Annotated in this window: 10 protein-coding genes; 7 read left to right on the top strand and 3 right to left on the bottom strand. The window is 75.1% G+C overall.

Translation table 11 applies throughout. The annotated features are described in order from the left end of the window. Positions 1–160 precede the first annotated feature (160 nt). The 7 genes from AB0D94_RS18465 (at position 161) to AB0D94_RS18435 (ending at position 8,440) form a co-directional block, all read left to right on the top strand. Positions 161–2,125 (top strand): BTAD domain-containing putative transcriptional regulator, encoded by a 1,965-nt coding sequence (locus tag AB0D94_RS18465; protein WP_362052554.1) that lies wholly within the window; start codon positions 161–163, stop codon positions 2,123–2,125. An 82-nt stretch (positions 2,126–2,207) separates the two neighbouring features. Next, positions 2,208–2,696 carry a PhzA/PhzB family protein gene (locus tag AB0D94_RS18460; RefSeq protein ID WP_362052552.1) on the top strand — a complete coding sequence of 163 codons (489 nt, stop codon included), beginning with the start codon at positions 2,208–2,210 and terminating at the stop codon, positions 2,694–2,696. After that, positions 2,693–3,034, top strand: a complete 342-nt coding sequence (locus AB0D94_RS18455; RefSeq protein ID WP_362052550.1) for a hypothetical protein — start codon at positions 2,693–2,695, stop codon at positions 3,032–3,034. The genes AB0D94_RS18460 and AB0D94_RS18455 overlap by 4 nt, the downstream gene beginning before the upstream one ends. Beyond that, the gene (phzG, locus tag AB0D94_RS18450) at positions 3,031–3,663 is read left to right on the top strand and encodes a phenazine biosynthesis FMN-dependent oxidase PhzG (RefSeq protein WP_362052548.1); all 633 of its coding nucleotides are present in this window, start codon (positions 3,031–3,033) and stop codon (positions 3,661–3,663) included. The genes AB0D94_RS18455 and phzG overlap by 4 nt, the downstream gene beginning before the upstream one ends. After that, on the top strand, positions 3,660–4,931 hold the full coding sequence (locus tag AB0D94_RS18445; protein ID WP_362052546.1) for an MFS transporter: 1,272 nt from the start codon (positions 3,660–3,662) through the stop codon (positions 4,929–4,931). The genes phzG and AB0D94_RS18445 overlap by 4 nt, the downstream gene beginning before the upstream one ends. Before the next feature lie 2 nt (positions 4,932–4,933). After that, positions 4,934–5,770, top strand: a complete 837-nt coding sequence (locus AB0D94_RS18440) for a PhzF family phenazine biosynthesis protein (RefSeq protein ID WP_362052544.1) — start codon at positions 4,934–4,936, stop codon at positions 5,768–5,770. Positions 5,771–5,809: 39 nt separating this feature from the next. Then, positions 5,810–8,440 (top strand): LuxR C-terminal-related transcriptional regulator, encoded by a 2,631-nt coding sequence (locus AB0D94_RS18435; protein ID WP_362052542.1) that lies wholly within the window; start codon positions 5,810–5,812, stop codon positions 8,438–8,440. Here AB0D94_RS18435 and AB0D94_RS18430 read toward each other — a convergent pair. The 3 genes from AB0D94_RS18430 to AB0D94_RS18420 are packed head-to-tail and all read right to left on the bottom strand — an operon-like array spanning position 8,382 to position 12,309. Next, positions 8,382–9,644: a 3-deoxy-7-phosphoheptulonate synthase class II gene (locus AB0D94_RS18430; RefSeq protein ID WP_362052540.1), complete on the bottom strand. Its 1,263-nt coding sequence runs from the start codon at positions 9,642–9,644 to the stop codon at positions 8,382–8,384. The genes AB0D94_RS18435 and AB0D94_RS18430 overlap by 59 nt on opposite strands. Beyond that, a complete protein-coding gene (locus tag AB0D94_RS18425; RefSeq protein WP_362052538.1) occupies positions 9,641–11,632 on the bottom strand; it encodes an anthranilate synthase family protein in 1,992 nt (663 codons plus the stop codon). The genes AB0D94_RS18430 and AB0D94_RS18425 overlap by 4 nt, the downstream gene beginning before the upstream one ends. Continuing rightward, positions 11,629–12,309, bottom strand: a complete 681-nt coding sequence (locus AB0D94_RS18420; RefSeq protein WP_362052536.1) for an isochorismatase family protein — start codon at positions 12,307–12,309, stop codon at positions 11,629–11,631. Before AB0D94_RS18420 ends, AB0D94_RS18425 begins: the two co-directional genes overlap by 4 nt. Between the last annotated feature and the right edge of the window lie 87 nt (positions 12,310–12,396).

Here is a 12,396-nt window from a genome sequence, read left to right as displayed (position 1 = left end):
TGTTGACACCCGTCGGACCCGAGACTAGCGTCCCCCTCCGGGTCGATCTTCGACTCATATTGGATGCATCTCGACTCGGGCGTACCTGAGTTGCTGCGACTCGTCTTGAAAACGAGCCCGTGACGGCGCCCGAGCCCGGAGAGCCCGGACGAGGGACGGCATGGAACTTCGCATACTCGGACCGATAGAGGCCTTCGACGGCGGCCGCGCCCGGTCGCTGGGCGGGATGCGGCCCAGAACCCTCCTCGCGGCCCTGGTCCTGGCGGGGGAGCGGGGGCTGTCCCAGTACGAGATCCAGCAGGCGCTGTGGGGAGCGGCCCCGCCCGCGACCGTACGCGCCCAGGTGCACACGTACATCTCCCGGCTGCGCAAGGCGCTGGGGGGTGCGGTCGAGTTCGTCCGGCTGCCCCGCGGGTACGGGCTGCGGGCGAGCGGCGCGACCGTGGACTACCTGGAGTTCGAACGTCTGGCTGCCCGCGGCCGCGACGCGCAGGCGGCCGGCCGGCCGGAGCAGGCGTCCACCCTGTTCGCGCAGGCGCTGGGGCAGTGGCGGGGTCCGGCCCTCACCGGTGCCACGGAGTTCCTGGACCTCTCGCAGACCCCCCGGCTGGAGGAACTGCGCATGTCCGTACTGGAGGAGAAGACGGCCGCCGACCTCGCCCTCGGCCGGGCCGGGGACGTCGTCGACGAACTCACCGCGTCCATCGCGCAGTTCCCCTTCCGTGAACGGCTGCGATCGCTGCTGATGGCCGCGCTCAGCCACTGCGGCCGGCAGGCCGAGGCCCTCACCGTCTACCACGAGGGCCGGTCCGTCCTCGCCGAGCACCTCGGCGTGGACCCGGGGGAGGAACTCACCCGCACCTTCCAGTCCCTGCTCGCCGGCACCCTGGTCGCCCGCCGGCCGCTCCCGCAGGCCCCCGGTCCGACGGGCGAGGCCCTCGACCGCGGCGCCGGGGCGTACACCGCGCTGCCCCCGGACCTCGTGGACTTCACCGGCCGGCACGCCGAACTGCGCCGGCTCCGGCAGTGGCTGACCCCCGCACCGGACGACGACGCGGGCTGCGCCGGGCCCGTCGTGGTCACCGGCATGGCCGGAAGCGGCAAGACCGTCCTCGGGGTGCGCGCCGCGTACGGCAGCGCGCCCGCCTACCCCGACGGCCGGCTGTTCGTCCGCTGCCACGACGCCGGGGGCCGGCCTCGGCCGACGGCCGAGCTCGTCGACGACCTCCTGCGCGGCCTCGGGGAACGGCCCGACCCGGCGGTGGGGGCGACGGAGCGGATGTGGCTGTTACGCACCCTGCTCGACAGGCTGCGCTGCCTCGTCGTCCTCGACGGCGCCGCCGACGAGGCGCAGCTGCACCCCCTGGTCTCCGGCGGCGGCCGGTCCCGGTTCCTGATCACCGGGCGGCCGCGGTTCGCCGCCCTGCCCGGGGTCCGGGTCCTGGCCCTGGGCGGCCTGGAGCCTCGCGAGGCACTGGACCTGCTCACCGCGATCACCTGCGGCCCGTCGGTCGTGGGCGGCCACCCGGAGGCGGCCGAGCGGCTGCTGCACCTGTGCGATCTGCATCCCGCCGCCATCCGCGCCGTGGCCGCGCAGCTGACCGCCCGGCCGCACTGGACGCCGGGCCATCTCGCCGACCGGCTGGCCGACCCGTGCCGCGACACCCTCGGCCTGCTGCGCGTCGGCGAACTCGACGTCGGCGCGGCGCTGCTGTGCAGCGTCGCCGGGCTGCCCGACCGTCCCCGCCGCGCCCTGCGGCGGCTCGCCCGCCTGCGAACGCGACACATCACGGTGGGCGTGGCCGCGGCCGCGCTGGAGCTGCCGACCGGGGCCACCGAGGACCTCCTCGAACTGCTGGTGGACGCCCACATGCTGGGCGTGGCCGGACCCGCGGAAGACGGCGGCTTCGTCTTCGAGCTGCCGGGACTGCTGATGTGCGTACTGACGGCAGACAGCGCCGCAGACGACACCGGCGACGCGGAGGGAGGGGAGAGCGCGGAGGACGGGGGAGCCGCGGAGGGGCCGGAGGGTGCGGAGCGTCCGGAGAGCGCCGGGTTCCTGCGGGCCGAGGTCGTCCGGCGGGGCGGTGGGCCGTGCCGGGTGCGGCGTATAGCCGCGATATAGCGACCGGCAGCCCGGATATAGCGGTCTTTAGGAGCATATTCCGAGCAGTTGATCTGTGTCCCCATCCACGGGAGGTCACGTCGTGTCCGACGCCACGCTCAGCCCAGGCTTCACCGACCATGCCGAACTCCGGCGCATCAACCGGGCCACGGTCGAGACGTACATGCACACCACTGGTCAGGACCGTCTCGAACGCCACCTGCTCTTCGTGGAGGACGGCGAGGGCGGCCTGTGGACCGCCGACACCCCCGGACCCATCGCCATCCGCGGCCGCGAGCGGCTGGCGGAGCACGCCGTCTGGTCCCTGAAGTGCTTCCCCGACTGGGTGTGGTTCAACATCCAGATCTTCGAGACCCAGGACCCCAACCGGTTCTGGGTGGAGTGCGACGGCGAGGGGGCGATCCGCTTCCCCGGCTACGAGGACGGCCACTACAAGAACCACTTCCTCCACTCCTTCCTGCTGGACGGCGGGAAGATCGTGCAGAACCGGGAGTTCATGAACCCCTTCAACCAGCTCCGGGCGCTCGGCATCGAGGTGCCCGTGGTCCGCCGGGAAGGCATCCCCACATGAGGGCGATGATCGCGTGGTGGGAGCTCGCGGAGTCCGCGCAGACCATCGAGTCGCTGCGCGGGTTCCTGCGCGACGAGGCCGTCGCCGCCTGGTCCGACCAGCCCGGCCTGGTACTGAAACTATGGATCGCCGACGAGGAGAACGACCGCTGGGGCGCGGTCCTGGTCTGGGAGTCCGCCGAGGCGGCGGCGCCGCCGCACCCGCGCAGCGCCGCCGAGCTGATCGGCTATCCGCCCACCCACCGGACCTGGTTCGACATAGAGGCGACCGTCGAAGGACGGCACGCCCTGTCCTCCCTCGTCGGCCTGGGCCGGGCACTGGAGGTACCGGGACGATGACGACCCCTCCCGACCAGGCCACCGCGAAGGCCCCCGTCCGCGAACCCGAGGAGTTCCGCGAGCCCCCGGCCGACCCCCTGGCCCTGCTCCGCACCTGGCTCGACCAGGCCAAGGGGGAGGTCCGCGAACCGGGTGCGATCGCCCTGGCGACCACCGGCGCGGACGGCCGCGCCTCCAGCCGGATCGTGCAGCTCACCTCGCTCACGGACACGGGCCTGGTCTTCACCAGTCACCGCGGCAGCCGCAAGGACCGTGAACTCGCCGCCCTGCCCTGGGCGTCCGGGGTGCTCTACTGGCGCGAGAGCGGCCGCCAGATCATCGTCTCCGGCCCGGTCGAGCGGCTGTCCGACAGCGACTGCGACGCCCTGTGGGCGGCCCGGCCCGTCTCCACCCACGCCATGTCGGTGGCCTCGCGGCAGAGCGAGGTGCTGGCGGACGTGGAGGCCCTGCGTGCCGACGCCGCGCGGCTGGCGGCGCTCGGGCCGCTGCCCCGGCCCGCGCCGTTCACCGGCTACCAGCTGGTCCCGCACTGCCTGGAGTTCTGGGAGTCGAGCCCGGACCGGCTGCACCGCCGGCTGTGCTACGACCGCCAGGGCGACTCCTGGTCGGTCCTGAGGCTCCAGCCGTGACCGGAGTACAGGAAGTGGCCGCCGGCGTCCGTCCGGCGGCCACCGGCACGGGGCGCGCCCGCGCCCGCACGGTGATCGCCCTCTGCTTCGCCGTCCTCGTCTTCGACGGGTACGACCTCATCGTCTACGGCGCCGTCCTGCCCGAGCTGCTGCACCACGAGCCGTGGGCGCTCACCCCCGCCCAGGCGGGAGCCATCGGCAGCTACGCCGCCGCCGGGATGCTCGTCGGCGCCCTTGCCGCCGGCGCCCTCACCGGCCTCGTCGGGCGCCGCCGCATCATGCTGCTCGGGGTCGCCTGGTTCTCCCTTTCCATGGCCGCGTGCGCGCTCGCCACCTCCGCCGCCACCCTCGGGCTCTACCGGGCCCTCGGCGGCGTCGGGCTCGGCGCGGTCATGCCCGTGGCCGTCGCCCTCACCGCCGAACACTGCGATCCGCGCCGCCGCGGCCGCACCAACGCCCTGATGTTCTCCGGCTACTCGTTCGGAGGCATCCTCGCCGCCGCCCTGGCCCTGTGGGTGCTGCCCGCCTGGGGATTCCGCGCCATGTTCGCGGTGGGCCTCGCGCCGCTGCTGATCCTCCCGCTGCTCGCCCGCCACCTGCCCGACCAGTCCGCGACGGGCACGCTCCCGGCCGCCGACGAGGGCGGCCGGGCAGCCGCACCCCCGCGCGGGGGCTCGTACGCGGCACTGCGCCGCCCGCCCCACCGGCTGCCGGCGCTGCTCTTCGCCCTGATCAGCTTCGTCGGCCTGCTGCTCGTCTACGGACTGAACACCTGGCTCCCCCAGATCATGAGGGCTGCCGGCTACCCGCTCACCGACTCCCTGGTCTTCCTCGTCGTCCTGAACGCCGGCGCCATCGCGGGCACCCTCGCCGGAGGCGCCCTCGGCGACCGGGTGGGCATGCGGCCCGTCATCGCCGCCGCGTTCTGCGTCGCGGCCGGATCCGTCCTCCTGCTGTCCGCCGTGCACACCAAGGCCGTGCTGCTCGCCCTCGTGGCCCTGGCCGGATTCGGCACCATCGGCACGCAGATCCTGGTGAACGGCCACGTAGCCGCGTACTTCCCCGCCCACCTGCGGACCCAGGCGCTCGGCTGGGCCCTGGGCCTCGGCCGCCTCGGAGCGATCGCGGGACCCGCCTTCGGCGGCTTCCTCGCCGCCCGGGGCGTCGCCCCCGCATGGAACTTCTACGCCTTCGCCGTCCCGGCGGCCCTCGCCGCCGTCCTGACCACTCTGCTGCCCGCCCGGCCCGGAGCGAACGGAACGAACTGACCATGTACCAGTACGTCGTCGCCGACGCCTTCACCCGCACCCCCCTCGAAGGGAACCCGGTCGCCGTCTACCTGGACGCGGCCGGCCTCACCCCCCGCCGGATGCAGCGCATCGCCCGCGAGATGAACCTCTCCGAGACCACGTTCGTCCTGCCGCCCGAGAACGGCGGCGACGCCCGCGTCCGGATCTTCACCCCCGTCAACGAACTGCCGTTCGCCGGCCATCCGCTGCTCGGCACCGCCCAGGTCCTCGGAGAGGAACGGCGCGCCGGCCGCCTGCTGCTGGAGACCGCGATGGGCGCCGTCCCCGTGGACCTGGAGCGGACCGGGGAACGGATCACCCGGATCCGCATGCGTCAGCCGCTGCCCGTCTGGGAGCCGTACGAGAAGACCCCCGAACTCCTCGCCGCCCTGGGCCTGCACGACTCCACCCTCCCGGTCGAGGTCTACCGCAACGGCCCCCGCCACGTCTTCGTCGGCCTGCCGGACGTCGCGGCCCTGGCCGCACTGCGCCCCGACCACCGCGCCCTCGGCGCCTTTCCGGACATGGCCGCCAACTGCTTCGCCGGGGAAGGCCGCACCTGGCACACGCGCATGTTCTCGCCGGCGTACGGAGTGGTCGAGGACGCCGCCACCGGTTCCGCCTCCGGCCCGCTGGCCATCCACCTGGCCCGGCACGCACTGATCGAGGACGGTACGGAGATCGAGATCAACCAGGGCGCCTGGATGGGCAGGCCCTCCACCATGTACGCGCGGGCCACCCGCGAAGGCGACCGCGTCACGTCGGTCGAGATGAGCGGCAGCGCGGTGACCGTGGCGCGCGGCACCCTCTTCCTCTGACGGCCCGGACACACCGGGGGAAACGGAAGGCACACAGCCATGCCCAGGGGGATCGCCACCTCCGAAGACTGGCCGACAGCGGGCCGGGAAGCCGAACTCGACCACGTGGAAAGGGTGCTCGCCGGACCGCGGGGTGTGCTGCTCAGCGGCGAATGGGGGGTGGGCAAGAGCCGGCTCCTGCACGCCGCGCTGGAACGGGCGGCCGCCGCCGGCTCCCCCACCCTCTGGGCGGGCGGCGCCGTCCCCACCGGCGCGAGCGGCTCACTGGCCGACGCTCTCAGGCAGTTCCCCCGAGTGCCGCAGGGCCCGCCCGCCCCGCCCGGGGAAGGCCCGGTGCTGGGCCTCGACGACGCCCACCTCATCGACCCGGCGGCAGCCGCCTGCCTGTACGCCCTCGTCCGCGACGGCCGGATCCGGCTGATCGCGGCGGCCCTCTCCGGCGTGGCCATGCCGGGCGAGATCAGCGCCCTGTGGGTCGAGCGCCTCGTCGAACGCGTCGAAGTACCCCACTTCGACCGGACCACGGCGGCCGAGGTGCTCCGGGCCCGGCTCGGCGGCCAGCTGTCCGTCGACTGCGCGGAACGGCTGTGGACCGCCACCCGAGGCAACGCCCTGCTGCTGCGCGAACTCACCGACGCCGCCCTCGCCGACGGCGCCCTGCGCCGGGAGGACGCGCTGTGGCAGTGGCGCGGCGAGCTGCCGGCTGCCCCCGAGGGCCGTCCGGCGGCCCTCGTCCAGCTGCGACTGAACGGCCTGCGGCCGGACGAACGCGAACTCGTCCAGCTCATCGCCCTGGCCGAACCCCTGGAAGCCGACCTGCCGGCCGCCGCAGGGCTGGCCCACGCCGCCGAATCGCTCGACCGCAGCGGCCTCGTCGTCACCGAACGCTCCGGCCGGCGGCTGCGTCTGCGGCTGGCCTACCCGCTGTACTCCGCCGTGGTGCTGCGCGCCATGCCCGAACTCGAAGGACGCCGGCTGCGCCGCCAGCTCGCCGACGGCATCGAGGCGGTGGGCATGCGGCGCCACGACGACGTCCCGCGCGTGGTCGACCTCCGGCTCGCCGCGGGCCAGACGCCCCCCACCGGACAGCTGCGGACCGCGGCCGAACGGGCCTTGCACCGGCACGACTTCGGCAAGGCCGAGACGCTGGCCCGGACCGCCCTGTCGCACCCGGACGGTCCGGCCGACGAGGCCGTGGCCGGTGGCGTACGGCTCGTGCTGGCGCAGTCCCTCCAGGGCCAGGGCCGGCACCGTGAAGCCGAACGGGTGCTCGCCGAGGCGCCGGGCCTGCCCGCCGGCCGGACCGAGGAGGCCGTCGCCGTCCGCGCGGTGAACATGGCCTTCGGCCTGGGCCGGCTGCGAGAGGCCGTCGAGGTCGTGGAACGCGGCCTGGCCGGGGCCGACGGCCCGGGCCGGCTGCGGTTCCGCGGCGCGCGCAGCCTGCTCGGACTGCTGGAGGACCGGTTCGCGGACGTGTCGGCGGCCGCCGGACGCGAATGCCAACCGCCGCCCGGCGAGGCCGCACTCGCCGGCCTGGTCACCGTCCCCGCGGCCTTCGCCCTCGTCCAGCGCGGCGATCCGGTGTCCGCGGCCCGGCTGCTCGCCGGGCTGCCGCCGGACCAGGAGGAGGGCACGCCCGTCGACACCGCCGCCCAGTGGATGCGCACCTACGCCGCCCTGCACACGGCGGGAGTCGCCTCGGCCGCCGCCCTGCTCGGCGGCATGCGCTGGTGGGACGAGGGCGATCCGCGGGACCGGGTGCGCGTGGCGCTGCTGCGCGTCCGGCTGCACCGCGCGCGCGGCCACTGGAGCGCGGCCGTCGACGAACTGCGCCGGGCCGCCGCCGTGGACGCGCCCGCCGACTGGCTCACGGCCCCCGCCTGGACGCTGGCCCAGCTCGCCGCCGCCCTCGCCGAGGCGGGAGCGCACGCGGAGGCCGTACGGACCCTCGTCGAGGTGCGTTCCCTGGGGGACCGCGGGGCCCGCTATCCGCTGGCGCAGGACGGCACGGCGCTCGAATCCGCCCTGGTCCACGCCCATGTCGGCGACCGGGCCCGGGCCGTGCGGCTGGCCCTGTCGGTCGCCCGGTCCGCCGGCTCCGCCGGCCGCCGGGCCCAGGAGGTCTCGGCCCTCCACCTCGCGGCCCGGCTCGGCGCCACGGCGGAGGCCGTCGCATCGCTGCCCGAGCCGTCCCTGCTGACCGGTACGACGTCCCTTCAGGCCCGCCATGTCCAGGCGCTGGCCCGGCACGACGGCGACGCGCTGGAGGAGCTGGCCAGGCGCTTCGTGGCCCTCGGGCTGCGGCCGCTGGCCGCCGAGACCGCCACGCAGGCCGCCCGGGCGCATCAGGCCGGCGGCCGGCACCGCCGGGGCAGCGCGGCCCGGCTGCTGTGCCAGGAGATCACAGCCGCCACCGGGGGACGGCTGCCGCCGTGGGCGGGCCCGCCGGAGCGCCGACGCGAGGACCTCCCGGCCTCCCTGACCCTGCGGGAACGGGAGGTCGCCGCCCTGGTGGCCGCCGGCCTGTCCAACCAGGAGGTCGCCGACCGGCTGTACGTGTCGGTGCGTACGGTCGAGAACCATCTGCACCGCACGTACGGGAAGCTGGGGATCACCGCCCGCTCGGAGCTGGCCCGCCGGCTCGACCCGGGCGCGCTGCGACCGGGCTGATCCCCGCGATCCGTGCCGTGAGCGAGGCGAGTTCGAGGGACTGGTCCCGGCTGAGCCGCGGGTCGCACGCGGAGGTGTAGCGCAGGGGCAGGTCGCGGACGTCCGGGCCGCCGCTGCCGCCCACGCACTCCGTCACGTCCTCCCCCGTCATCTCCACGTGGACGCCCCCGGCGTGCGTCCCGAGCGAGCGGTGCACCTCGAAGAAGCCGGCCACCTCGTCGACGATGTCGCCGAACGCCCGCGTCTTGTGCCCCGAGGGGGCGGTGTAGGTGTTGCCGTGCATCGGGTCGCACACCCAGCCCACCCGCGCGCCTGCGGCGGTGACCCGGTCGACCAGGTCCGGCAGCAGTTCGCGTACCCGCTGCGCGCCCATGCGGACGACGAAGGTGAGCCGGCCCGGCACCCGGTCCGGGTCGAGCCGCCGGGCCAGCTCCACGGCCTCGGCCGCGGTGGCCCTCGGGCCGAGCTTCACCGCGACGGGGTTCGCGATACCGGCGAGGTAGTCGATGTGGGCCCCGTCGGGCCGCCGCGTCCGCTCGCCCGCCCACAGCAGGTGGCCGGAGCCCGCGTACCGGGTGCCGGTGCGCGGATCGAGCCGGGTGAGGGGCTGCTCGTAGTCCAGAAGGAGAGCCTCGTGGGACACGGAGAACTCCTTCGGATCCTCCCCGGCGGCCGACAGGGCCCTGATGCTGTTGAGGGTGGCGGCCGAGGCCCCGTACATCCGCAGCATCCGGTACGGGTTCGGGGTGCGCAGCGCGGCGGAGAACTCCAGCCCGTTCACCGCGTCGCCCCGGTAGGCGGGCAGGGTCACGCCCTCGCGCACCTCGGTCGGCTGTGACCGCGGTTTGGCGAACTGGCCGGCGATCCGGCCCAGTACCACCACGGGCAGCCGCGTGCCCGCCGTCAGCGAGCCCGCCATGGAGAACAGGGTGTCGAGCTTGGCCGCCACCGACTCGGCGCTCAGCGCGTCGAACGTCTCGGCGCAGTCGCCGCCCTGGAGCAGGAACGCCTCACCGCGGGCCACCGCCGCCAGGCGGGCCCGCAGCCGGTCGCACTCGGCGGGCAGGACCAGCGGCAGGTAGCCGGCCAGTCGCCGGGTGACGTCGTCCACGGCCTCCTCGTCCTGCCAGCCCGGGTGCTGTGCGGTGGGCGGGGCCGCCGTCGCGGCCGGGAGCGCACTGCCGGTGATCAGGGAGGAACTCATGCGATGGCCTCGCGATCTCGGGGAGATTCGGGGGAAGGGACCGGAGAGGGCACCGGCGCGGGCGCCAGCACGGAGCCGAGGAGCCGTTCGAGGATGCCGATGCCGTTGCGGGTCATCACCGACGCCGGGTGGAACTGCACCGAGGCGAAGCCCGGCCCGCGCAGCGCGTGGACCTCTCCCGTCGCCGGGTCCCGGGACACCTCCACCCGTCCCGGGCGCGACGGCGGTCCCTCGAGGTGACCGGCCGGGGAGAGGGCCGCGAAGGTGTTGTAGAAGTACACGTCCTCGCGCTGCCCGAAGAGGTCTACGGTGTGCTGGACGCCCTGGTGCGGCACCCGCTTGCGGACCAGGGGCAGACCGAGCACGCCGCACAGGGCCTGGTGGCCCAGACAGACCGACAGGAACGGGGTGCCGGCCGCCAGCAACTGCCGCGTCCGCTCCCGCAGGTGCGCGATCTTCTCTTGGCCGGTCTCGCGGGGGTCGCCGGGGCCGGGCCCCACGACCACCAGGTCCTGCCCGGCCACCGAGTACGGCTCGTCGAACCTCCGTACCGTCACGTCGAGCCCGAGCCCGCGCAGCAGCGTCGCGCCCATGGCCGTGAACGTGTCCTCGGCGTCGATCAGCAGGGCCCGGCGGCCCGCCAGCCGGGGCGGGCGCGGCGAGCGGTCACCGGGGGAGGCCCGCCAGAAGTCCGCCAGCGGGGCGTTGCGCGCCCGCAGTGCGCGCGAGACCCCGGGATCGGCCCCGAGCCGGCCCGCGGCGGGTTCGTGCGGCGTCCGCCCGGATGCTTGCCCGATGTCCAGGGCGGCGAGCAGCCCGGCGGCCTTGGCCCGGGTCTCCGCGGCCTCGGACACCGGGTCGGAGTCCCGTACGAGGGTGGCGCCGACGCCCAGCCGCAGCCGGCCGGCGTGGTCCACGTCCGCCGTACGGATCAGGATGGTGGAGTCCATCCGGAGCTCCCCGGCGCCGTCCCGGCCGAGCAGGGCGGCGACCCCGGCGTAGTAACCGCGGCCTTCGGGCTCGTACTTGGCGATGACGCGGCAGGCGCTCTCCAGCGGGCTGCCGGTGACGGTCGGCGCGAAGAGGGTCTCGCGCAGCACCTCGCGCGGGTCCCGGTCGCAGCGTCCTTCGATGAAGTACTCGGTGTGCGCGAGGTGGCTCATCTCCCGCAGCCGCGGCCCGACGACCCGGCCGCCCTGCGGGCACAGCCGGCTCATCATCTTGAGCTCCTCGTCGAGCACCATGTACAGCTCGTTGCGCTCCTTGCCGTCCGCGAGGAACTCCAGGACGCCCGCGGGGGTGGCGCCGCCGCGCGGGTAGCGGTACGTGCCGCTGATCGGGTTCATCACGGCCGTGCCCCCGTCCAGCGTGATGTGCCGTTCGGGGCTGGCGCCGATGAGGGTGCGCCCGCCGGTACGGATCAGGAACGTCCAGTACGACCCGGGGGAGTTGCGCAGCAGCCGCCCGTACAGCGCCAGCGCCGAGCGGGCCGACCAGTCGTCGATCCACGCGGTGTACGTGCGCCGGAGGACGAAGTTGGCCCCGGCGCCCGATCCGATCTCGTCCTCGACGATCCGCCGCGCCGTCCGCGCGTACGCCGCGTCGTCCACGTCGAACGCGCCGCCGCGGACGGTCAGGGGGGACTGCGGCAGCGCGGCGAGCAGGGCCTCCAGCGGTACGGTGCCCTGCTCGCGGATGTCCAGGACGAGCAGCTCCTCACCGTCGTCCGGGCAGGCGTAGCCGCGCTCCGTGATCTGCCGGTACGGCAGCAGGACCAGCTGCTCGTGACGCTCGCCCGGGCCGGCCGGGGGCAGCGGGACCTCCGCCAGGACCGAGACGGGCGTCATGTCACCGACGAGCACGTCCACCGAGGCGGCGTCGCCCGCCTCCGGCCGGTGCAGCAGGGCGAACGAGGCCGGCCCGTCCGCCCCGGCCAGCCGGTCCAGCAGGGCGGCCACGTCACCGGCGCCCCGCGTCGGGCCGGTCATCGGGCGGCACCCGGACCCCGCCGTGCGGGCCCGCCCCGGAAGGCGGCCACCACCGTCTCGGTGGGCACCACCACGGAACAGCGGGCCGCCGCGTACTCCAGCGCCATGCGGTGGTCGGCCTCGCCGAAGTCCGCCACGGCGTCCGCGACGACGAACGACTCGATGTCGCGGGCCAGGGCGTCGCAGGCGGTCTGGAGCACCCCGATGTGCGCGTACACCCCGCACAGCACCAGCTGGTCGCGGCCCAGGGCGCGCATCAGCTCCGCCAGCCGGGTGCGGAAGAAGGCGCTGGGCCGCCACTTGGTGAGTACGTGGTCCCCGGCCGCCGGGCCGAACTGCTCGGGGAAGCCCCGGTGTTCGGGCGCCGCGCTCATTCCGGGCCCCCAGAAGTCCGTCAGCAGGCCGCGCTGGCGCGGGGTCATGTCGCCGGGCTGCGCGGTGTACGCGACCGGCACGCCGGCCTCGGCGGCGGCTCGCCGCAGCGCGGTCACGCGGTCCTCCAGACCCGTCCGCGGCTCCTGTCCGGCCGGCAGGAACTGGAGGAAGTAGTGCTGCATGTCGTGGATCAGCAGCAGCGCGCGGGCGGGGTCGGCCTCCCAGGCGGCCGTGTTCTCCGGCAGGCCGGCGGGCGCGGGCAGGGGGTACGGGCGGATGGCGGGAATGGCGGAGAGCGCCAAGGTTCTGGCTCCTTTCGGGGCCGGTACGGAGAGGGGGCCGGGGCGTGCGCCGGGGCGCGGTGGGCCGGAGGGCGTGGGCCGGGGCGG

The sequence above is a fragment of the Streptomyces sp. NPDC048255 genome (assembly GCF_040652415.1).
In the GTDB taxonomy this organism is placed as follows: Bacteria; Actinomycetota; Actinomycetes; order Streptomycetales; family Streptomycetaceae; genus Streptomyces.
The sequence above is the reverse complement of the archived record's forward strand: the minus strand, read 5'-3'. Positions and strand labels throughout refer to the sequence as shown.

Excerpts from the sequence above, each read along its gene's own strand:
- AB0D94_RS18465 (WP_362052554.1), top strand. The coding sequence starts at position 161 with ATGGAACTTCGCATACTCGGACCGATAGAGGCCTTCGACGGCGGCCGC.
- AB0D94_RS18455 (WP_362052550.1), top strand. The coding sequence starts at position 2,693 with ATGAGGGCGATGATCGCGTGGTGGGAGCTCGCGGAGTCCGCGCAGACC.
- phzG (WP_362052548.1), top strand. The coding sequence starts at position 3,031 with ATGACGACCCCTCCCGACCAGGCCACCGCGAAGGCCCCCGTCCGCGAA.
- AB0D94_RS18440 (WP_362052544.1), top strand. The coding sequence starts at position 4,934 with ATGTACCAGTACGTCGTCGCCGACGCCTTCACCCGCACCCCCCTCGAA.
- AB0D94_RS18435 (WP_362052542.1), top strand. The coding sequence starts at position 5,810 with ATGCCCAGGGGGATCGCCACCTCCGAAGACTGGCCGACAGCGGGCCGG.
- AB0D94_RS18430 (WP_362052540.1), bottom strand. The coding sequence starts at position 9,644 with ATGAGTTCCTCCCTGATCACCGGCAGTGCGCTCCCGGCCGCGACGGCG.
- AB0D94_RS18425 (WP_362052538.1), bottom strand. The coding sequence starts at position 11,632 with ATGACCGGCCCGACGCGGGGCGCCGGTGACGTGGCCGCCCTGCTGGAC.